The organism is Aliivibrio thorii, assembly GCF_057368585.1.
Window position 1 is genome coordinate 346,261 of the sequence record NZ_CM170654.1, and the last position, 21,794, is coordinate 368,054.

The following is a 21,794-nucleotide window of genomic DNA, read 5'->3' on the forward strand; positions in this document are numbered from 1 at the left end:
TCTGTGTGAAGGAATTAGTATGCGAAATGCAAACTACTAATAATAACAAATTTTTTCATTGATGACGATGCTGGGATTCTATGCTTTTAGTTCTAGCATTAAGGCTAGTAGCTCCCGCTTTTCTTCGACTGATAAGCCAAGTGTTCTTTCTTTCGTCTGCAAACTTTCAATTTGTTGATTGATGCACTGGGCCAAAATATTGTCCAGCGAATCCATAAATAAATCTTGTATGTTGTCTTGGTTGATAGGAAGTTCCCATGCGGCCAAGCGTGATAATAATTTTTCATTTTTATCACCGCGCCAATATTCTAATAATTGGCCTGTAGTGATATGGGGGTTATGTCGACAATTTTCAAGTAATTGTAGAAATAAACTTAAACCAGGCAGTGGAATGTCTTGAACACTGCTTAAATCTGGTACTAATTGAGCTAAATTCGGATTTTGTAATAGCAGTGTGATCACTTCACGCATTGCCGTACGTTTCATTTCTGGTTGAGCTTGGCGCTTTGTTTCTGGAGCGCCTTGTTTAGATATTAGTTGCTGTAATTGGCTTTCATCCATAATTCCAAGCGTTTTGCCAAGTTGCTCACGTAAATAAAGACGTAATGTGCCACCAGGAACTTTATCAATCAAAGGAACCGCTAAAGTTGTTAGTTTTGCTTTCCCTTCGCGACTACTGGTATCTATTTGATCAACCAAACTTCTAAACATAAAATTAATTAAAGAATCAGCTTGAGCGACTTCTTGTTCAAATGCCTCTTTACCATGTTGACGAATATAAGTATCAGGATCTTCGCCATCAGGTAAAAACATGAACTTTAATTGGCGTCCGTCATTTAAGTATGGCAAAGCTTGTTCCATTGCGCGCCATGCCGCTTCTCGACCTGCTCGATCGCCGTCATAACAACAGACTACAGTACTGGTTTGACGAAACAGCAATTGCATGTGATCGCCAGTTGTTGCTGTACCTAGAGAGGCAACAGCATAATCAATGCCAAATTGAGCAAGGGCAACGACGTCCATATAGCCTTCAACCACCAATGCTTGCGGTAATTCTTTATAAGCTTGTAGTGCTTCATATAAACCATAAAGTTCTTTTCCTTTATGGAAAATAGGTGTTTCTGGTGAGTTTAAATATTTTGGAGTGCCTTCACCAATTACACGACCACCAAATCCAATAACACGTCCTCGGCGATCTCGAATTGGAAACATAACTCGACCACGGAAACGGTCGTAACGACGGCCATTATCGCTTTCAATTAACATCCCACCGCTGACTAATGCGTCTTGTGATGTTTTGTCTCTACCGAAGTTGTTTTTCACTAACTCCCATTCATCAGCAATATAACCGATACCAAACTTCTGAACTATTTCGCCAGAAAGTCCTCGATCCTTAAGATAGTTGATTGCGTGAATATTTGCTGCGGATTTTAATTGAGAGCAATAAAATTGACTGATGCCACCCATCAAATCATATAAGCTTCGTTTTTGTTCTGAGTTTGCTGTTGGGTCTGAGGGAGCATTGAAACCACTGCGTTGTTCACGTGGTACTTCAAGACTAAGCATTGAAGCAAGCTCTTCAATTGCTTCAACAAATTCTAAACGGTCAAACTCCATGAGGAAATCAATGGCGTTACCATGAACCCCACAGCCAAAGCAGTGGTAAAATTGTTTTTCTTGGCTAACAGAAAAAGAAGGGGATTTTTCGTTATGAAATGGACAACAAGCACCGTAGTTTTTCCCTTGTTTTTTCAGTTTTACTCTTGCGTCAATGATATCGACAATGTCATGTCGATTTAAAAGCTCATCAATAAAACTGCGAGGGATATGTCCTGCCATTTTTTCTTTTCCTGTAAATACAAACAAGCCGTGCGATCAAAGATAGCACGGCTTGTTTTATAAATAGAGTACTATTAAGCCAGTTTAGATTTAACTAGTTGGCTTACTTTACCCATGTCAGCGCGGCCTTGGATTTGAGGTTTTAACACGCCCATCACCTTGCCCATATCTTGCATTCCTGCAGCACCTGATTCAATAATTGCTTTGTCTAATAACTCGGCAACTTCTTCATCGGTAAGTGCTTGCGGCATAAAATCATCAAGTACTGAAATTTCAGCACTCTCTTTATCTGCAAGATCATCACGACCAGCGGCAGTAAACTGCGATACTGAATCACGACGTTGTTTAACCATCTTCGTTAAAACAGCAATGATTTCATCGTCAGACAAAGTTGTATGACCGTCGATTTCACGTTGTTTAATTTCCGATAAAGCTAAACGAATTGTGCCAAGGCGTAATTTATCCTTGGCTTTCATCGCTAACTTTTGCTCGTCTTTGAGTTTTTCAATTAGAGCCATAACTTAGTCCTAAATTAGGTAAGTTATTAGTACAGGCGAACGCGACGTGCGTTTTCGCGAGACAACTTCTTAGCGTGACGCTTTTGAGCTGCTGCTTTAGCGCGTTTACGTACTGTAGTAGGTTTTTCGTAATGCTCACGACGGCGAACTTCAGAAAGAATACCTGCTTTTTCGCAAGAGCGCTTGAAACGACGTAGTGCAACGTCGAACGGTTCGTTTTCACGTACTTTAACTACTGGCATATGCCTTTCACCTCAGGTGTTAGTCAATTCGCTGGTAGTTATAATTAACCAGCTATTATTCAAATTGGTGCCGAATTTTAATCCGATCAAGACGTTTTGTAAAGCATTCTTGATTAAGAATTGAGTAATTTCTTTGTTTATTTTGTCTTCTCTAGTCATCAGGTCGCTTGAGCTAGCTTAGGGATGTAGGTAATATGGCGATAAATTAACGGGTAACTGAGAAAAATATGCGAATTTTAGGTATTGAAACCTCGTGTGATGAAACGGGTGTAGCTATTTATGATGACGAAAAAGGGCTACTGGCTCATCAGCTGTATAGCCAAGTAAAATTGCACGCAGATTATGGTGGTGTTGTACCTGAATTGGCCTCTCGTGACCATGTTAAAAAGACAATCCCCCTAATTCAAGCAGCATTAAATGATGCAGGCATGACTAAAGATGATATCGATGGTATCGCTTATACCGCAGGTCCTGGTTTGGTGGGCGCGTTATTAGTTGGTTCAACTATCGGTCGTAGTATCGCGTATGCATGGGATGTCCCAGCCATTCCTGTTCACCACATGGAAGGGCACTTACTTGCTCCAATGCTTGAAGATGAGCCACCAGCATTTCCGTTTGTAGCACTACTTGTGTCAGGCGGACATACAATGATGGTTGAAGTAAAAGGCATTGGTGAATACCAAATTCTTGGTGAATCTGTTGACGATGCAGCTGGTGAAGCGTTTGATAAAACGGCTAAATTAATGGGGTTGGATTATCCTGGTGGTCCTTTGCTTTCAAAATTAGCAGAGAGTGGCACAAAAGGAAGATTTAAATTTCCTCGTCCCATGACTGATCGTCCTGGTTTAGATTTTAGTTTCTCTGGCCTAAAAACATTTGCGGCAAATACCATTCGTGCAAATGATGATGATTTACAAACTCGCGCTGACATTGCTTTTGCTTTCCAAGAAGCCGTTGCTGATACTTTAGCGATTAAGTGTCGTAGAGCATTAAAACAAACAGGCATGAAACGTCTGGTTATGGCTGGTGGTGTGAGTGCGAATACCTATTTACGCCAAGAGCTTGAAGTGATGATGAAGAAAATTGGTGGCGAGGTATTTTACCCTCGAACTGAATTTTGTACCGATAATGGTGCCATGATTGCTTATGCAGGTATGCAGCGTCTGAAAAATGGTGAGACAACTGACTTAGCGGTTCAAGCGAAGCCGCGTTGGCCGATAGATCAGCTAAAACCTATTGCTAAATAGTACAGATCAAAAAAGATCGTTAATGATCTTTTAGACTTTAATATATAGAGGGGACTTAATTAGTCCCTTTTTCTTTGCCAAATTTTTGTTTCTTTTCCTGCAAAAAAACGTCGAATATTTTCATGGTGTTTTAAAACAATTAAGCAAGAAAGCATGGCAACTGGTAAGGTGTATTGAGGTTTTACAAGCCAAGTAAATAAAGGGGCAAGTAGAGCGGTGACCATTGATGCTAATGACGAATACCCAGTAACTAATACTGTGACCATCCAGCAACCAAATAACATTCCTGTTAAATCGAGTCCAATTGGGGCAAGTGCACCTAGTGCGGTTGCAACCCCTTTCCCACCTTTAAAATGAAAAAATAATGGATACATGTGACCTAAACAGGCTGAAATAGCAATAATACCTAGAATGAAAGGGTTAATTTCAAGAAAGTAGCCGCCCCATACCGGTAGCATCCCTTTTAAAATATCACATAGAAGAACCAAGCCTGCTGCGCCCTTTCCTCCCAAGCGAAGAACATTAGTTGCTCCTGGATTATGAGAGCCGGAAGTTCTTGGGTCTGGCAAGCCTTTTAATCGACATATTAAAACCGCACTAGAGATCGATCCTAGCAGATAGGCGATGATGATCATAATTAGTGCAAGAGGGGTCATGAATGAGCCTTTATTTAAGTGATCAGGAGCGAACAAAAATCATTTTTATAGTATATTGCTGAACATATCGAGCAAGGTAATATCAATATTACGTTGTTTTTCTTTTGATGGGTATCCGACCTCTTAATAAAAAGTGTGATCAAAGATGGATTTAGTATTTATAAAACAGCTTGAAGTTATTACAACCATTGGCGTTTATGAGTGGGAACAAGGCATTAAACAAAAGCTCGTATTAGATATTGATATGGCTCACGACAATAAACCAGCGGCAGATTCAGATGATGTTGAGCATTGCTTAAACTATGCTGAGGTGAGTGAAGCGGTAACAGAACATATTCAACAAGGGCGTTTTCTTTTGGTTGAACGCGTAGCTGAAGAAATTGCCAATTTGATTATGACTCGTTTTTCAGTGCCTTGGGTTCGAATTCATTTATCTAAGCCTGGTGCTGTCGTTAATGCACATAGTGTAGGTGTTGTGATTGAGCGAGGAAGCAAATGATCACAACCTATATTGGTGTTGGCTCCAATATTTCTCCTGAAAAAAATGTAAAAAGAGCCATTGATGAATTACATCAACTTGGTGAAGTAACAAAAGTGTCAACAGTGTATGAAGCCGAACCTGTGGGGTTTTCTGGTCATAATTTTTTCAATTTAGTTGTTGAGCTAAAGGTTAATCACTCATTGAGTGAGCTTGGGGCTTTATTGCGTGCTATTGAAATTAAATGGGGTAGAGAGCCTGATGCAAAAAAGAATCAAGATAGAACTCTTGATCTTGATATCTTACTGTATGGTGACATCGTTTCTGCATCAGATCCAACATTACCTAGAGAGGATCTTTTTAAGTTCGCTTTTGCTATTTTGCCGATGGTAGAGCTGAACCCTGATCTTATTGTCCCTAATACTGAGAAAACGATCAGTCAAATATGGGCTGACTTTTCACACAGCCAATCACTTAAACCCGTTTTAGTTAACTTAAATTTTTAATGGAATATCAATGACGTACTTTGAAGCTTTTTTTCTTGCTTTACTGCAAGGATTTACTGAATTTTTACCTATTTCAAGTTCTGCTCACCTTATCCTTCCTTCTGCCGTTCTTGGATGGCCTGATCAAGGTTTAGCCTTTGATGTCGCTGTGCATGTTGGTACGTTAGCTGCTGTTGTTATCTATTTTAGAAAGGAAGTGGTGACTCTATTAACTGCTTGGATTGGCTCTATTGTTAAAAAAGAACACAATAAAGAATCTAAGCTGGCTTGGTTAATCATTTTATCGACTATTCCAGCCGCATTATGTGGATTGTTATTCAAAGATTTTATTGAAGTATATCTACGCAGTGCATGGGTGATTGCAACGACGACGATTGTATTTGGTCTCTTGCTTTGGTGGGTGGATAAAAATTCAGAGTTAGCGAAAGGTGAATATGAGATGACGTGGAAAAAAGCGTTATTTTTAGGTGTTGCTCAAGCAATGGCTATGATCCCTGGTACGTCTCGTTCTGGTATTACGATTACTGCTGCTCTTTATCTAGGTTTTACTCGTGAAGCGGCGGCTCGTTTTTCATTTTTAATGTCTATCCCAATCATTACTCTTGCTGGTTCTTACCTTGGCCTTAAATTAGCAATGAGCGATGTTTCTGTGAATCTAGGCTTGTTAAGTACGGGTGTTTTGGTTTCTTTTATTAGTGCTTATATTTGTATTCATTTCTTCTTAAAGCTGATTTCAAGCATGGGAATGACGCCGTTTGTTATCTACCGTTTGTTGTTAGGTGCCGGCTTGTTTGCTTGGTTAAGTTTCGGTTAGAAACTAGAGGCTATACGCTTCGCTAACTAGAAACGATAAGAGCGAGTATTGCTGGCGTGGCAATGTTCTAGGCTTCAGGGCGCTATGCTTGCAGGTTTCAGGTGTACTCGGTTTTGATTTTCCTGAAACCTGAAACCTTAGCTTTTATAGTTCCTAGAGCGAAGCGTTCTAGTCAGCGTAGCGTATAGCTTATTTGATATACAACTTATCCTTCACCGCTTCAATTCGTCTTTTGGTCAACTCATCTCTAATCTCTGGTCCTTTAAACCCAGCCGCAACCACTTCTTTTACTTCCACATTTTTTGCTGCTTCAAATGCCATTTCAAAACGTGTTTTTTGTGGATAAGGTTCAGATTCTAATCCTAATCGTCCTGCATGATCTGCTTGGCAACAAAGTAAAATAGGTTCTAAACGCTCTGGTTTACGCCATACATCCATTTTATCAAGTATTTTAATAAAGGTCTGAGCGCGAAGTTCAGAAGCTCGATGAATATTGGTGTGGTGCTCGCAAACTAACAAAGCTAAGTCTCTATATTCATTGGGAACCTTAACTCGAGTACACAGTTTTTTAATAAGTTTAATACCTGTATGACAATGCATTTTATGACTTGGCCATTCAGATTCTGGTGTTATACCTTTACCTAAGTCATGAACTTGAGCAGCAAAGCGAGTGGGTAAATCTTCGCTTAGCAATGCGGCTTGTTGAGTAACCATTAATGTATGAATGCCAGTATCTATTTCTGGGTGCCATTTTTCTGGTTGAGGTACACCAAACAATGCATCCAACTCTGGTAATACAACAGCTAGGGCACCGCACTCTTTTAACACAGAAAGAAATATCTCTGGATGTTGGCTTGATAAGGATTTTTCCCATTCCTGCCATACACGCTCTGGAGTTAGGTGAGATAACTCTCCACTCTCTACTAAGGTTTTCATTAATGTCATTGTCTCAACTGCGATAGTAAAGCCAAGATGATGAAAACGAGCTGCAAATCGAGCGACACGTAAAACACGCAAAGGATCTTCGACAAAGGCCTCTGATACGTGACGTAATAGGCGATTCTTTAAATCCCCTTGTCCATTGTAAGGATCAATGAGTTCACCATCACCAGTTTTAGCAATAGCGTTAATGGTTAAATCACGGCGCAGTAAATCTTCTTCTAACGTAACGTCAGGTTCTGCATAACAAGTAAATCCTTTATAACCTTGGCCGCTTTTACGTTCAGTTCTTGCTAACGCATATTCTTCTTTGGTTTTTGGATGTAAGAAAACAGGAAAGTCTTGTCCGACAGCTTGATAGCCGAGCGAACCCATTTCGTTAGGGGTAGATCCAACGACAACCCAATCTTTATCTTTTACATCAATATTGAGAAGTGAATCTCGAACGGCACCACCAACTAAATAAATTTCCACGTTTTGCCCTACTAGCTGCCAAGATAAAGAGAACTTTCTTTACTTTCTTAACTCCAATGATACCGTGCAATCATAGGTTTTCGACTTTTTATTCCATATTTATTCTTGGAATTATTCAGATAAGGCAAACACCATTCTTATGTACCAAGATTTTTTTGGCTTTAATGAGCTTCCATTTTCAATGACGCCTAATGCGCGTTTTCTCTATTTGAGTGAACGCCATAAAGAAGCGCTGAATTATTTATTGTCTGGGTTAGGGCAAGGTGGTGGGTTTGCATTATTAACAGGAGAGGTCGGTACGGGTAAAACGACGGTATCAAAAGCTTTGTTTTCTAAATTAGAAAATAAAGTGCACTTAGCCTTAATTCTAAACCCTACATTTAGCGCTCAAGAATTGCTTGAAGCTATCTGCGATGAGTTGGAGATTATCTATTCAAATAGCACCTCTTTGAAAAACTTAACAGATAATATTGTTGGCTTTCTTAAACAAGAAAGAGAGAAAGGTTTTCAAACGATAGTTGCGATTGATGAAGCACAGCACTTAGGTCCAGATGTTTTAGAACAACTTCGTTTATTGACGAATTTTGAAACGGACAGTGACAAATTATTGAAAGTTCTTTTAATTGGCCAACCTGAACTGCAGCAGAAATTACAACAAACTAATTTACGTCAACTAGCGCAACGTATTACGGCCAGGTATCACTTATTACCATTAACCCCAAAAGAAATTGAGTATTATATTGCCCATCGTTTAACGGTGGCGGGTGGGGATATTTCCTTATTTCCAGCATCGGTAATTAAAAAAATAGCTCATCATTCTAGTGGGATACCTCGCGTCGTAAATTTATTGTGTGATAAAGCACTTTGGATAAGTTATCAGAGCGGCAATAAGATCGTAAATAGCAAAGCGGTAGAGCAGGCGAGAGAGTTGGTGCTTGATTGGCAAAGTTCTCCAGAAGTGAGAACTCATCAGAGAGATTCTTTTGCATTTACCCCACTAGTTATAGCATTGGGTCTCTCTGCATTATTGAGTTTAGGGAGTTATCATTTTCTTCCTAAATATTTAGATGCTCATTACCCAATGAGTGCGCCTATCGTAGAGGCACCATTAATTGGATTTGAATCTCAATCAGATGCGTTTCAAGCTTTATTATCGGTATGGGGTTATTCAACCAATTCATTTCAAGCCAATTGTACCAATGCAAAAAGAGCACAATTATATTGTTTAGACAGTAACGGAAGTTTAAATGATTTATTGGCGATTAACAGACCTGCAGTGGTTTGGTTACAACAAGCAACAGGTGATGATTTATTAGCGCTTGTTTATCGTGTTGATTCTAAAGGGGTGGAATTGCTTTTGCCCTCTGAACATGTTGAAGTTTCTCATCAATGGTTTGAGCAACATTGGAATGGGGCTTATATTCAATTGTGGAAAAAACCAATTATTACCGACAGAGCAATGAAACGTGGTGATAAAGGGGAGGCGATTTTAGAGCTAAATCGTTTATTGTCCTTGGCATTAGAACAACCCTTCAGTAATTTAGATAGATTTAATAAAGAGACAGAAAAGCAAGTGAAAGAGTTTCAGGAAATATTTGGTTTAACCACCGACGGTGTTGCAGGCTCAAGTACATTAATGTGGTTAGACAGTGTGGTTAATATTGATGCGCCTTTGCTGCAAGGAGGTGAATAAATGTCGTCTTTCCGTATTCCTTTAGGGGTGTTAGGCTCAATTGTTGTGCTTCCTCCTTTGATGATATCTAGCTATCTTTCATTACCTTACTATAAAGCGTCTCAACAGGAGATAGAGCCTTACAAACCTACATATACGGTATTATCACTACCCGTTTTAGAAACGGTAAAGCTACCGCTACGAGCGACAGCGTTATCTTTAAGTCGTTTAAAAGAACCGACGAAAAAAGTGAATTCAATCGAAGAATTTAGAGGGAAGTCGGATTCAAAAGATAATGTAGAAAATATCGCAGTTGAACAAAATCAAGAACCTTTAGATATTGATAATCTCGATTTATCTGGGTTGTCACCGGAATTGGCTGCGCGATTTGAATCTATTTTAAATGAACCATCTGAGGTTGAGGAGCGAAATGAAAGCGATTCTGCTAAGTATGGTGACTCCTCATATGTTGAGTTAGATAAAAAAGGTGCTCAATTTTCAGGACGCTTACCACCGCTTAATTTTCAAACGCATAATTATACTTCTAAGGCGAGTCGTCGTTGGGTAAAAGTAAATGGTAGGGAAGTGAATCTTGGAGGGCATATTTCAAATGGAATTACATTATTAGAAATAAATCCAAGAAATGTAGTGATTGATTTTGAAGGTCAAAAGATAGAAATTCCCGCTCTGTATGAGTGGAAAGGTTAATATCAATTCCAGTAATTACATTGGTATAAAAAAGCTCAGATAATTCTGAGCTTTTTTGTATATAACGTTTGAAGATTAGTTATCAATAATGATTAAGACCAACCGTTTTGTTTTTTCTTACGGCTTGGGATCATGTGAGGAAGTAGAAGGCCAAATAATAGACCAATACCTGCAACACCACCGCCGTACATGAAGTACTTAAGTAATAAATCTTCTTTTTGCGTATCTAGCTTAGCGCGTAACTCGCGAATTTCAGACTGAGAGCTAACCAATTGGTTATTTACATCACTGTAGCTCTGCTCTAAATCTTGCATTTGTTGGTTACGTTGAGTCAGACTATCAGCTAAGCCCGCTTTCTCATCATTTGCTGCTTTACGAGCGTTAGCCAGTTGTGTTTTTACTGAAGTAAGTTCAGCTTCAACTTTTGGTAAACGCTCACCTAGACCAGCTTGGCGAGAAACAAATTTACTTTCAACCCAGCCTTTTCGGCCTTTAGTATCAACAATTTGTGTGAAACCAGAGTTTTTGTTGCTGCTTAATAGAGTAATGCGTTCACCCGCATTTACACTACCAATGATCTTGTATTGATTACTTGGACCTGAGTGCATGTACGTAAACAGGTTATCAGAAATATAACGAGTTTGAGCTTGCGCTGGCGCAGCAATAGCCCAAGTAAGTAGAATCAGGCTAATAAAATGCTTCACAATAATATTCCTTTGACAAATTGGCCTTGAACCTTCTAAGTAAAGAGAAAAAGAATTTACTCATCACGACAGATTCAAACGAAGTTATAGATACTAAAAATATTTAAGCCCAGATGCAAGAAAAGAGGAGATATTACTCTCCTCTTTGTGCAATTGTTTCAAAATTGATTAAGCTTATGCGCTAACGCCAATACCGAAGATTGCTTGCATTGCGTAGTAGAAAACTACAGCCAATAATGCACCAGCTGGTAAGGTTACAACCCAAGACGCGACAATGTTACGTACCACACCTAAGTTTAGTGCGCCAATACCACGTGCAAAACCGACACCTAATACAGCACCAACTAGAGTTTGAGTCGTTGAAATAGGAAGACCAGTACCTGAAGCGAGTACTACCGTTGATGCAGTTGCTAATTGAGCAGCAAAGCCACGGCTAGGAGTTAGTTCAGTGATACCGGTACCTACTGTTGCCATTACTTTATGGCCTAGTGTTGCAAGACCAACAACGATACCAATACCACCTAGAGGAAGGATCCACCAAGCGATAGTACTCTTCGTTGTGATTTCCCCCATATGTTCAACTGTTGAAACAACAGCAGACAGTGGACCAATCGCGTTGGCAACATCGTTAGAACCATGAGCAAATGCCATCGCACATGCGGTAATAACCATTAACGTACTAAAAATACTTTCTACGCCAGTAAAACCACGGCTGTCTTTCTCGTCATTTACGGTATTTGCAAATTTACGAGAGATATACAGATAACCACCAACCATCACTAATGCTGATACGCTTGCAGATGCAATCCATGCTTCACCGTTGCTTAAATGTAGACCAACGTGCTTTAGACCTTTCTTGATAGTAACAAGTGCAATAACCATAGTGGTTATGAACATGTACACAGGAACAAAACGTTTAGCATTCATTAATGGTTTATCAGTATCAAATATCAGTCGTTGAGCACTGATAAAGATCATATAAGCAAAAATACCGGATATGAGAGGGGTGATTAACCAGCTCCCTACGATACCTTGAACTGAGTTCCAATCAACTGCTTCAGTACCTACGGCAATACACGCAAAACCGATGATAGCACCGATAATTGAGTGAGTTGTTGATACTGGCCAGCCCATGTAAGACGCAAGCAATAACCAAGTACCCGCAGCAAGAAGTGCTGACATCATGCCGTAAACTAATACTTCAGGCTGATGGGCAAAAAGAGAGGTATCAATTACCCCTTTACGAATTGTATCTGTAACTTCGCCACCTGCAAGGTATGCCCCTGCAAATTCGAAGATCATAGCAATGATGATCGCTTGTTTTACTGTTAGTGCTTTAGACCCTACAGAGGTGCCCATTGCATTGGCTACATCATTTGCACCAATACCAATAGCCATAAGGAAGCCGAAGAAGGCCGCAACTAAAATAAGGGTCGTGCCGTAGTTAGCAAGAATATCCATTGTATTACCTGTTACTGAATCACAAACTTATGAGCGAGATAGCATTAGTTCTAAACGAGAACCAACACGCTGTGCTTGGTCGGCAATGCCACCAACCCACTCAAGGATTTTATAAAGGAACATAACATCGATCGGATTGTACTTGTGTTCGATGTTCATGAGTTGCTGGCGCAGTTGAATTTGCAATTCGTCAGTATCATCTTCAATGATATCTAATTTATTGATCATCTCAGCAACCAAAGTGACTTCACGTCCCTTAAAGCCGGTTTCTAATAGCTCGTCTAATTCGCTGATGACTTCTTGCGCTTGATTAGCCGCATCTAAACAACGTTGAACATAAGCTAAAAATGCGTCCTGCATAGAGCTTGGAATTTCAAGTTGGCGACCAACAACGCGACCTGCGATGTCTTTAGCCAGATTTGCAAGTTTATCTTGCTGAGTTAACAGACCGAGCATGTCGGTACGGTCAACAGGCATGAATAACCCACGAGGAAGTTTTAAACGAATTTCACGTTTTAGAACATCCGCTTCTTTCTCTAAATGAGAAATTTGTGCACGAAGTTCACCCGCTTTTTCCCAATCACCTTTTGCACACGTTTCGAAAAACGGAATAAGAAGTGAGCAGCATTCATTGACACAAACAACGTGACGCTGCAGAGGTTTCATTGGGGACTTTGCGAATAACCCCATAATAGTATTTACTGGCATGGTTTCTTAACCTATAAAACAAGTACCTAATGGTGAATTGTTAGACGATGGCCATAAAGGCGCGAATGTTAACCCAATCCCACTATCAATAAAACTACTTTAGATCATGGTTTTGGCATTATTTGTTGCTTGATACCGAACAGTTTAAGCCATATCCTTGGAAAGACAACGGTTATGAGGTCATTATGGAAACTGAAATAGAACTGAAATTTTTTGTTTTTCCTGAATTTGTTGACACTATTATAGACAAAATATCAGGAGCGAAAGTCATAGAGCAGAGTTGCCTTAACTTGGGTAACATCTATTTTGACACACCCGAACAGCATCTTCGTAAGCATGACACAGGCTTACGTATTCGTCGATTCAACGATGAAAGAACTCAGACATTGAAGACTGCTGGTCGAGTTGTGGCAGGATTGCACCAGCGACCAGAGTACAATGCTGAGCATGATTCCGATACTCCTAACGTTTACCTACATCCTCAAGATGCTTGGCCGAACGATATTGCTTTAGATGATCTTCAACAACAGCTTGCTCCTCTATTTTCGACTAATTTCGTTCGTCAGCAATGGTTAGTAGCCATGCCAGATGGCAGTGAAATTGAGCTAGCTTTTGACCAAGGTGAAGTTATTGCTGGCGATAAAACTACGCCAATCTGCGAAGTCGAATTAGAGCTGAAATCAGGTCAAACAGATGCCTTGTTTACGTTAGCTCGTGATTTATGTAGCTCTGGTGGAATGCGTCTAGGCAACCAAAGTAAAGCGGCAAAAGGGTATCGTTTAGCGATGAATGCTCCTGCTGATAAAGTAAAAAACTTGTCGCTAGTGAGAACGGAATCTAATGATAGCGTTGAAACATGTTTTATCAATTCTTTAGAATACGCACTTTCTCATTGGCATTATCACGAACAGATTTATATCGACACACAAGATCTACTTGCTTTGCAGGAGATCCGAATTGCGATCGCCTTTTTACGTCAAATATTTTTGGTATTTGGTGAAATGGTGCCAAAACGCGCAAGTGAATTATTGCGCCAAGAATTAAAATGGCTAGAAGAGCAACTTCATTGGTTAGATGAATCAGAGCACCTAGATTACTTAATTGAAGAGAAAGGCAATGTATTAAGAAAGCTAGATGCGAGAAAGTTTTTAGTTGCTAGTTTAAGAGAAAGTGCAGAGTCGTTACCAAAGACAGATGAAATGATGTCTTTATTGATGTCATCTCGTTATTGTGGTTTGCTATTAGATTTGAGTCGTTGGATTTTAACGCGAGATTGGCAGCCATTCTTAGATGATAAGAAGCGTCAAATACTGCAAGAATCTATCGATAGTCATTCAGGAACTTTACTCGATCGTACTTGGGAAGCATTAGATTCAGCATTCTCTACAGAAAACCAATTATTACCCGTAGATTACTTTAAGCAAAAAATGCGTTTACGCCGCAATTTAATGACAGGGACGTGCTTTGCTCTTATTTATGACAATGAGAGGCGAAAAGGCTTCCGTTTACCTTGGCTTGATTTACTGCAAGGCATTGATGATTTGATGAGCTTAGAGCCATTAAGGACTCGAGTTCAGTTACTTAATGACGAAGAAGAACGAGAACAACTTGTTCGTTGGTTAGTCCGTCAAGAGCGCTCAATACTTCATGCGATGGAACAAACCCGTAAAGCAGGGCTAGAATACCCCCCTTATTGGCAATAGGTTTACGCTTAAATTAAGAACGTGTAATTATATAAAGAGAAGTAATTACTTCTCTTTTTTATTGTCTATCTGATCTAGTTTTTTTAGTATTTCAGCTTGCTGCTGTAAAAGTAGCTCTAATCTTTCATCTCTATGATGCCTATCTTCTTGTTCTTTTTTTCTTTTCTCAATCTTTGAAGGCTCGGTAATTATTGAGGTTATTAAACCTGAAATCATACCGAAAATACCTACACCAGAAATAATCACCAATACCGCTAATACTTTTCCAGCGAATGTCACAGGATAGTGATCGCCATATCCGACGGTGGATATAGTAACAAAGGCCCACCATACCGCATCGCCTGCAGTATGGATGTTGGCATTAGGATCTTTCCCTTCAAACATCAGCATAAAGACTGAACCTAAAGATATTAGGGTTACCATTAGGATTAAAATAGAGGCAATGGTTGCTTCTTTTCTATTAGATTGAATTTGCTTTAGTAAGGATTGACTGGAACGTAATAAACGAAATACACGTAAAATATGAAAAATACGAGCATAACGTACGGGTTCAATGATTGGGATGCTGGCAATAAAATCTATCCAGTGATCTTTTAAATATTGAAGCTTGTGTTTACTACGAAAAAAATCAATCGAAAGCTGAAAGAGAAAGAGCCCACAGATGATGGTGTCGAGAGTGATCAACATTGTTCTACTATTGTGTTCTAACGGAACAAACAGAAGGCTTGAGATCACAATTAGTGATAAAAAGGATAGTATCAGTGACATTAAGCTCATGGGTTTAAGGTCAATTTTGTTATGATTCATGTTAATTACTTATGTCTGTCTATCGATATAAAATAGAAATATGTGTTTTCATGATGATAAAAATTATACGTTTTTATCATGCACTAAAAAAATTGATTCCGAAAGGTAGTGAGGGAAGAGAATGTTAACAATCGCTTTTAAGCCATGGGAAAGGCTGGTCACTGATATTAAGTTAGTACCAAAGCTGGTCATTTTAATGATATTTAGTACGGTTCTATTGGTGTCAAAACAGTTATGGGACGCGAATACTTTTTATCAAGCAGTCATTACTATTCAAAAAGAACAAGCCAAAGAGTCTGCAGTTGCTAGTGCTGAGTTAGTTGAGAATATCTTAACGAATAAATCAAATGGTAAAGAGTTAGCGCGTGAACTGGTTAGCATTCAATCTAATGCATTAGCTAAAGGTAATTATGTTTATGTGATAGATCGTGATAGCGGCAAAGTGTTTGGCCATCAATCAGTGCGGTCACTTTCTTCTCTTTCCTCTTCATTAGATGAAGGGCGTTCATTAAAAGAAGAGCTTCAAAGCCTTTCTTCTCAAAAAGCGTATTCTCTTAATGATCATAGTCGTTATGAATTTGCAGTAAAAGTACCTGATCATAATTGGGTGGTGGTAGCTTCCCAGACATCAGAGAGCGCAGAGGTATATTACCAAGATTACCTTTACCAAGTAATTTGGCAAACTATTGTTATGATCGTTGCCTTCATGGTTATTCTGCTTGGTGCTTCAAGCATTATGCTACGTCAGATGCGTTACTTAAATGCATCAATGAAAGAAATTGCAGCTCAAAATTTATCTGAGCCAGTTGGAATGAACTGTAAAGATGAATTTGGTGATTTAGCAAGAGAGCTAAATAAAACCCGTTTACAACTTAAATCGGTAGTTGAAACTCAACTAACTGCTTCTCAAGAGTTATCTAACCTAACTGAAATTATGACGATCAGTATGGAAGGGACAAAAGAAGCAGCCCAAGAAGAGTTTGCAGAGATAGATCAACTTGCTACAGCGATGAGTGAAATGAGTTCCACGGTACAAAACGTGGCAGAAAATGCACGTAATGCATCTGCAGGTACTGAGCAAGCTCAAGTTCAGGCTAAGGTTGGTCAACAGTTTGTGGAAGGCACGATTGTTAAAATTCAAGCGCTATCTGGTGATATAGCGGCTTCTGCTGAGGTGGTTAATCAGGTTGAAGAGCGTGTTATGTCTATTAGCTCAGTGGTTGAGACAATTCGTGGTATTTCAGAGCAGACGAACTTATTGGCATTAAATGCAGCGATAGAGGCGGCGCGAGCTGGAGATGCGGGACGTGGTTTTGCCGTGGTAGCTGATGAAGTAAGAAACCTAGCGCAAAGTACACAAGGGGCTACGGTTGAAATTCAAGATATGATCACCCAACTGCAAAATAGTGCCAATCAGGCAGTTGAGCTGATGGAGAAGAGCGTAGTTGAAGCGGCTGAAGGTGTTGAGTTAGTGACTAACGCAGGTACAGAGTTAAACAGTATCGTGAGTCAAGTTAGTAGTATTAATGAAATGAACTTCCAAATCGCAAGTGCGGCAGAGCAGCAAAGCAGCGTTGCGGAAGAGATGGATCAAAACCTGACGAATGTTCGAGAGCTGGTTGACGCTTCTGTAGTTGTAGTGACAGAGCTGACAGAGACCTCTGAAGAGATGCAAAAAAATGCGGAAGAACTAGAAGCTAAAATGAAAGTATTTAAGATTTAACGTAACGGGTTTAATTTTCTGACGCCTACACTCAGTTGTAGGCGTTTTTGTTTGCGGCTAATAATAAAGTTTGGCACAGTATGGAAAGTCAGATCTGTTCGCAGATTATAAGGAATTTCGATAAGGGATATCATGTCTTTGCCATCATCATTGCAAACACTTGCAGAGCGTCGTCAGCAAGAGTTAATTCATCTTTCTCATGTTCAAAATTGGCCTGAACTGTATCAGCAGCAATTACTTATTGCTCTTGGCTGTAGTGACTTTTTACACGAATGCTTCCAAAAAGATGAATTCTTGTGTCAGTATTTTCCATCGATGTTTAAAGCAGTAGACAGAAGTGAGGAGTACCGTTCTCGACTACAGGAGTTATTGTCATCCTATACTGATGAAAATGGATTGATGAGTGAATTACGCTATTTCCGCCGACGTGAAATGGCTTATATAGCGTGGCGCGATTTTACTTGTACCCAGTCAACTGGCGATAACTGGTCTTTAGAAATCAGTCTTTCTCATCTCTCTTTGTTAGCTGAAGCGCTAATTGTTGAGTCTTATCAATGGCTTTATAAACAAGCATGTATTGATTGGGGAACACCAAGAAATGCGCAAGGTGAAGAGCAGCCTATGCTCATTATTGGTATGGGTAAATTAGGTGGTGGAGAGCTGAACTTCTCATCTGATATCGATTTAATTTTTACTTATCCCGAAAATGGCGAGACAGAAGGCGCTCGTCGAAGTATTGCGAATGCTCAATTCTTTACACGCTTAGGTCAAAAACTAATTAAAGCGTTAGATCAAACGACGGTTGATGGCTTCTGCTATCGAGTTGATTTACGTTTGCGTCCTTTTGGTGAAAGTGGGCCATTAGTGATGAGTTACGCTGCGCTTGAAGATTATTATCAAGAACAAGGGCGTGATTGGGAACGTTACGCGATGATTAAAGCGCGAGTGATGGGAAAAGAAACGTACAGTCATTACCAAGAATTGCGTCAAATGTTACGCCCATTCGTTTTCCGTCGTTATATTGATTTTGGTGCGATTCAAGCACTACGTCGAATGAAATCAATGATAACAACAGAGGTTCGCCGCCGTGGTTTACATGACAATATAAAGCTTGGGGCTGGTGGTATTCGAGAAGTTGAGTTTATTGCTCAAGTATTCCAGTTAATTCGCGGTGGCAGAGAACCTTCTTTACGAGGTCGAGGCTTATTAGAGACATTAATTGCGATTAAAGAATTAGGGCAATTGTCTGTTCAAGAGGTTGATGATCTTACTAAAGGGTATTGCTTTTTACGTCGCTTAGAGAACTTATTACAAGCGATTGGAGATCAACAAACTCAAACATTACCAATGGATGAGCGCGACCAAATTCGCCTTGCTTTTGCTATGGGAATGCAAGATTGGCCTGAGTTGTACTCTGAAATAGAGCACCATATGAATACGATTCATGCCGTATTTGAAGACTTGATTGGTCATGAAGAAGAAGAGTCAGAGAGTAGTGTTGATAAAGCGTATATTGAGTTATGGGATATGGCTCATAATCAAGAAGTGTTAGAGCATATATTGCAAGAGCTCAATCCTGAACAAGCAGAATCGTTAACTCAACATATTATTGAGTTTAAAGGCGAGTTGAAAAAGAAAACCCTTGGTCCAAGAGGTCGAGAAGCGATTACTAATCTGATGCCGAAGTTGTTTAGTGTGGTGATCAGTCGAGAAGATGTTAGTGATACCTTACCTCGTATTACCAAACTTATTCAAGCGATTGCAACTCGAACGACTTACCTAGAACTCCTTGATGAGCATAGCGGAGCATTACACCATCTGGTTCGCCTGTGTGCAGCAAGTCCAATGGTTGCAGAACAGTTAACTCGTTACCCAATTCTTCTTGATGAACTATTGGATATAAACCAACTCTATAACCCTATTGAATTAAGTCAGTATAAAGTAGAGCTACATGAGTTCCTTGCTCGTATTCCTGAAGATGACATGGAGCAGCAAATGGAGGCATTGCGTCAGTTTAAGCAAGTGTGTTTGCTAAGAATTGCAGCCTCGGATATCGCTGGTGGGTTATCGCTTATGAAAGTAAGTGATCACTTAACGTATTTATCAGAAGCTATCGTTGAAGCGGTAGTAAATCAAGCTTGGTTGCAAGTCACAGAAAAGTTTGGTGAACCGACACATCTTGAAGGAAGAGACAGTAAAGGTTTTGCGGTTATTGGTTACGGTAAAGTTGGTGGATGGGAGTTGGGCTATAATTCTGATCTTGATATTGTCTTTATGCACGATTGCGATACAAACACATATACTAATGGTAAAAAAGAAATTGATGGTAGGCAGTTTTATTTACGCTTAGCACAACGCATTATTCATATATTCTCAGTGCGAACGCCTTCAGGTATTTTGTATGAAGTTGATACCCGTTTACGCCCATCGGGGGCATCGGGTTTATTGGTAAGTACGAGTGAAGCATTTGATGAATACCAACGAGATGACGCATGGACGTGGGAGCATCAAGCGTTAGTCCGTGCTCGAATGATTTATGGTGACCGTTTATTACAAGAGGCGTTTAATAAAACGCGACATGAGATACTTTGTTTAACTCGAGATGAAAAAACGCTTCAGAAAGATGTCGCAGAAATGCGAGAAAAGATGCGAGATCATTTAGGTGGAAAGAAAGCGGGACGTTTTATGCTTAAACAAGATATTGGTGGTATTACTGATATTGAGTTTTTAGCACAATATTTAGTGTTAAACCACAGTCATCAAGCCCCTAAGTTAACCCGTTGGTCTGATAATGTGCGTATTTTTGAAAGTTTTGCACAGCAAGGAGTAATGGATGAAGAACTATCTCAGTTGTTGATTCATGCTTATTGTGTAATGCGAAATGAAATACATCATCGCAATTTATTAGGCTTTGATGCTGATGTTGATGAAAATAGCTTTAGTCAAGAAAGAGAAACGGTAGTAAGTGCTTGGAATAGCTGGTTTGTTGAGTAAGAATTACTTAACTCTTCGTTTATTATTACTAAGTTGGCGCAGAACTTGCGTAAATGCTACCATTTATAACAGATGACTTTTTTATAAACAGCTTGAACCGATAATGGTGGATAGTTTGCTGTTTATTGCCCGGAGAAAAGAATGAAACCGACACTTCCTAACTATGAACAATCTGGTGTATTGATCATTGGTGATGTAATGCTTGACCGCTATTGGGGTGGCCCAACGACTCGTATTTCACCTGAAGCTCCAGTTCCGGTAGTTAAGGTTAATAATATTGAAGAGCGTCCTGGTGGTGCAGCCAACGTTGCGATGAATATTGCTGCATTAGGTGGAGATGCTCACCTTGTTGGTTTAGTGGGTGATGATGAACCAGCAAAAGCGCTAGAGGCAACATTAGCGTCATTAAAAGTACATTGTGATTTTGTTACTCTTCCTGAGTTTCCAACGATTACTAAATTACGAGTGATGAGCCGTGGCCAACAGCTTATTCGTCTTGATTTTGAAGAGAGCTTTCATGATGTACCCGTTGAACCATTGATCAGCCGTATGCAAGCTACCTTATCAAAAGTAAAAGCCGTTGTATTATCGGATTACGCAAAGGGCGCACTAGAGCACGTACAATTAATGATTCAAGAAGCTCGAAAAGTAAATGTTCCTGTATTCATTGATCCTAAAGGTGCGGATTTTGAGCGTTACCGTGGTGCTACGTTATTAACACCAAACATGCTTGAGTTTGAAACGGTTGTTGGCAAAGTAAAAGATGAAGATGACTTGGTAGTGAAAGGCCAACAAATCATTGAAGAATTTGATTTTGAAGCTTTGCTTGTTACTCGTAGTGAACATGGCATGACATTGCTTCGTCGCGATATGGAACCACTGCACTTACCAACACTTGCTCGTGAAGTATTTGACGTAACTGGGGCCGGTGATACGGTTATCTCTGTATTGGCAGCATCCGTATCAACAGGTAAACCGCTTGATGAAGCGTGTGCATTAGCTAATGCAGCAGCAGGTGTTGTAGTTGGTAAGCTGGGTACATCAACGCTATCAACGATTGAATTAGCTGAAGCGATTCACGGTAGCCAAGACTCTGGTTTTGGTATTATCGGTGAAGAGCAGCTAATCAGTGCGGTGAAACAAGCGCGTGAGCGTGGTGAGAAAATCGTAATGACTAACGGCTGTTTTGACATTCTTCACGCAGGTCATGTTTCTTACCTAAATCACGCAGCTGAGTTGGGTGACCGCCTAATTGTTGCCGTAAATACGAATGAATCAGTACAGCGCTTAAAAGGTCCTGGTCGTCCAATCAATCCAACGGATCGTCGTATGGCGGTATTAGCGGGTTTAGGTGCAGTTGATTGGGTAGTCCCTTTCTCTGAAGATACACCACAGCGCTTAATCTCAGAAGTATTGCCAACCACGCTAGTAAAAGGTGGTGATTATGTGATTGAAGATATCGCGGGTGGTGCAGAAGTTATTGCCGCGGGTGGTGAAGTTAAAGTATTAAATTTTGAAGATGGTTGTTCAACAACCGGCATCATTGAAGCGATTAAAGGTAGTAGAGGTTAATTTTTCTCTACTCGTAAATCGTTAGTTCT

At 39.9% G+C, this 21,794-nt stretch carries 19 protein-coding genes; 10 read left to right on the top strand and 9 right to left on the bottom strand.

Annotation, left to right across the window (positions count from 1 at the left end; translation table 11 throughout):
- Positions 1 to 78: 78 nt before the first annotated feature.
- The 3 genes from dnaG to rpsU form a co-directional block, all read right to left on the bottom strand.
- Positions 79 to 1,839: a DNA primase gene (dnaG, locus tag AC2IP4_RS01600; RefSeq protein ID WP_486310500.1), complete on the bottom strand. Its 1,761-nt coding sequence runs from the start codon at positions 1,837 to 1,839 to the stop codon at positions 79 to 81.
- 74 nt (positions 1,840 to 1,913) lie between these two features.
- Entirely contained in the window at positions 1,914 to 2,357 is a 444-nt protein-coding gene (locus tag AC2IP4_RS01605; protein WP_105053910.1) for a GatB/YqeY domain-containing protein, read from the bottom strand.
- Positions 2,358 to 2,383: 26 nt separating this feature from the next.
- Positions 2,384 to 2,599, bottom strand: a complete 216-nt coding sequence (gene rpsU / locus AC2IP4_RS01610) for a 30S ribosomal protein S21 (RefSeq protein ID WP_005421025.1) — start codon at positions 2,597 to 2,599, stop codon at positions 2,384 to 2,386.
- 227 nt (positions 2,600 to 2,826) lie between these two features.
- Between rpsU and tsaD the strand changes: the two genes are divergently transcribed.
- On the top strand, positions 2,827 to 3,846 hold the full coding sequence (tsaD, locus tag AC2IP4_RS01615; protein ID WP_375321256.1) for a tRNA (adenosine(37)-N6)-threonylcarbamoyltransferase complex transferase subunit TsaD: 1,020 nt from the start codon (positions 2,827 to 2,829) through the stop codon (positions 3,844 to 3,846).
- A 59-nt stretch (positions 3,847 to 3,905) separates the two neighbouring features.
- On the opposite strand, the gene plsY is transcribed toward tsaD, so the two are convergent.
- A complete protein-coding gene (gene plsY, locus AC2IP4_RS01620) occupies positions 3,906 to 4,502 on the bottom strand; it encodes a glycerol-3-phosphate 1-O-acyltransferase PlsY (RefSeq protein ID WP_375321255.1) in 597 nt (198 codons plus the stop codon).
- Positions 4,503 to 4,647: 145 nt separating this feature from the next.
- Here plsY and folB point away from each other — a divergent pair, with 145 nt between their 5' ends.
- The 3 genes from folB to AC2IP4_RS01635 are packed head-to-tail and all read left to right on the top strand — an operon-like array spanning position 4,648 to position 6,300.
- On the top strand, positions 4,648 to 5,001 hold the full coding sequence (gene folB / locus AC2IP4_RS01625) for a bifunctional dihydroneopterin aldolase/7,8-dihydroneopterin epimerase (RefSeq protein WP_375321254.1): 354 nt from the start codon (positions 4,648 to 4,650) through the stop codon (positions 4,999 to 5,001).
- The gene (gene folK / locus AC2IP4_RS01630) at positions 4,998 to 5,486 is read left to right on the top strand and encodes a 2-amino-4-hydroxy-6-hydroxymethyldihydropteridine diphosphokinase (RefSeq protein ID WP_486306761.1); all 489 of its coding nucleotides are present in this window, start codon (positions 4,998 to 5,000) and stop codon (positions 5,484 to 5,486) included. Before folB ends, folK begins: the two co-directional genes overlap by 4 nt.
- 10 nt (positions 5,487 to 5,496) lie before the next feature.
- The gene (locus AC2IP4_RS01635) at positions 5,497 to 6,300 is read left to right on the top strand and encodes an undecaprenyl-diphosphate phosphatase (protein WP_105053915.1); all 804 of its coding nucleotides are present in this window, start codon (positions 5,497 to 5,499) and stop codon (positions 6,298 to 6,300) included.
- 189 nt (positions 6,301 to 6,489) lie between these two features.
- Here the strand turns inward: AC2IP4_RS01635 and AC2IP4_RS01640 are convergent, their stop codons facing one another.
- A complete protein-coding gene (locus tag AC2IP4_RS01640) occupies positions 6,490 to 7,713 on the bottom strand; it encodes a multifunctional CCA addition/repair protein (protein WP_375321252.1) in 1,224 nt (407 codons plus the stop codon).
- A 139-nt stretch (positions 7,714 to 7,852) separates the two neighbouring features.
- Here AC2IP4_RS01640 and AC2IP4_RS01645 point away from each other — a divergent pair, with 139 nt between their 5' ends.
- Entirely contained in the window at positions 7,853 to 9,406 is a 1,554-nt protein-coding gene (locus AC2IP4_RS01645; protein ID WP_486310501.1) for an AAA family ATPase, read from the top strand.
- Positions 9,407 to 10,093: a general secretion pathway protein GspB gene (locus AC2IP4_RS01650; RefSeq protein WP_105053918.1), complete on the top strand. Its 687-nt coding sequence runs from the start codon at positions 9,407 to 9,409 to the stop codon at positions 10,091 to 10,093.
- A 92-nt stretch (positions 10,094 to 10,185) separates the two neighbouring features.
- Here the strand turns inward: AC2IP4_RS01650 and AC2IP4_RS01655 are convergent, their stop codons facing one another.
- The 3 genes from AC2IP4_RS01655 to AC2IP4_RS01665 all read right to left on the bottom strand — a co-directional run bounded on the left by AC2IP4_RS01655 (position 10,186) and on the right by AC2IP4_RS01665 (position 12,966).
- Positions 10,186 to 10,797, bottom strand: a complete 612-nt coding sequence (locus tag AC2IP4_RS01655) for a TIGR04211 family SH3 domain-containing protein (RefSeq protein ID WP_060992588.1) — start codon at positions 10,795 to 10,797, stop codon at positions 10,186 to 10,188.
- Between the two features lie 174 nt (positions 10,798 to 10,971).
- Entirely contained in the window at positions 10,972 to 12,258 is a 1,287-nt protein-coding gene (locus tag AC2IP4_RS01660) for an inorganic phosphate transporter (RefSeq protein ID WP_375321249.1), read from the bottom strand.
- A gap of 27 nt (positions 12,259 to 12,285) precedes the next feature.
- Positions 12,286 to 12,966 carry a TIGR00153 family protein gene (locus tag AC2IP4_RS01665; protein ID WP_375321248.1) on the bottom strand — a complete coding sequence of 227 codons (681 nt, stop codon included), beginning with the start codon at positions 12,964 to 12,966 and terminating at the stop codon, positions 12,286 to 12,288.
- A gap of 185 nt (positions 12,967 to 13,151) precedes the next feature.
- Here AC2IP4_RS01665 and AC2IP4_RS01670 point away from each other — a divergent pair, with 185 nt between their 5' ends.
- On the top strand, positions 13,152 to 14,669 hold the full coding sequence (locus AC2IP4_RS01670) for a CYTH and CHAD domain-containing protein (RefSeq protein WP_375321247.1): 1,518 nt from the start codon (positions 13,152 to 13,154) through the stop codon (positions 14,667 to 14,669).
- Positions 14,670 to 14,714: 45 nt separating this feature from the next.
- Here the strand turns inward: AC2IP4_RS01670 and AC2IP4_RS01675 are convergent, their stop codons facing one another.
- Positions 14,715 to 15,476 (bottom strand): ion transporter, encoded by a 762-nt coding sequence (locus AC2IP4_RS01675; protein ID WP_375321246.1) that lies wholly within the window; start codon positions 15,474 to 15,476, stop codon positions 14,715 to 14,717.
- Positions 15,477 to 15,597: 121 nt separating this feature from the next.
- On the opposite strand from AC2IP4_RS01675, the gene AC2IP4_RS01680 reads away from it, so the two are divergent.
- From AC2IP4_RS01680 to hldE, 3 genes are all read left to right on the top strand, one after another.
- Entirely contained in the window at positions 15,598 to 17,199 is a 1,602-nt protein-coding gene (locus AC2IP4_RS01680; RefSeq protein WP_375321245.1) for a methyl-accepting chemotaxis protein, read from the top strand.
- 132 nt (positions 17,200 to 17,331) lie between these two features.
- Complete coding sequence (gene glnE / locus AC2IP4_RS01685; protein ID WP_486310502.1) at positions 17,332 to 20,193, top strand: bifunctional [glutamate--ammonia ligase]-adenylyl-L-tyrosine phosphorylase/[glutamate--ammonia-ligase] adenylyltransferase; 2,862 nt, start codon at positions 17,332 to 17,334, stop codon at positions 20,191 to 20,193.
- A 141-nt stretch (positions 20,194 to 20,334) separates the two neighbouring features.
- Positions 20,335 to 21,765 (top strand): bifunctional D-glycero-beta-D-manno-heptose-7-phosphate kinase/D-glycero-beta-D-manno-heptose 1-phosphate adenylyltransferase HldE, encoded by a 1,431-nt coding sequence (gene hldE, locus AC2IP4_RS01690; RefSeq protein ID WP_375321243.1) that lies wholly within the window; start codon positions 20,335 to 20,337, stop codon positions 21,763 to 21,765.
- The last annotated feature ends 29 nt before the right edge of the window (positions 21,766 to 21,794 follow it).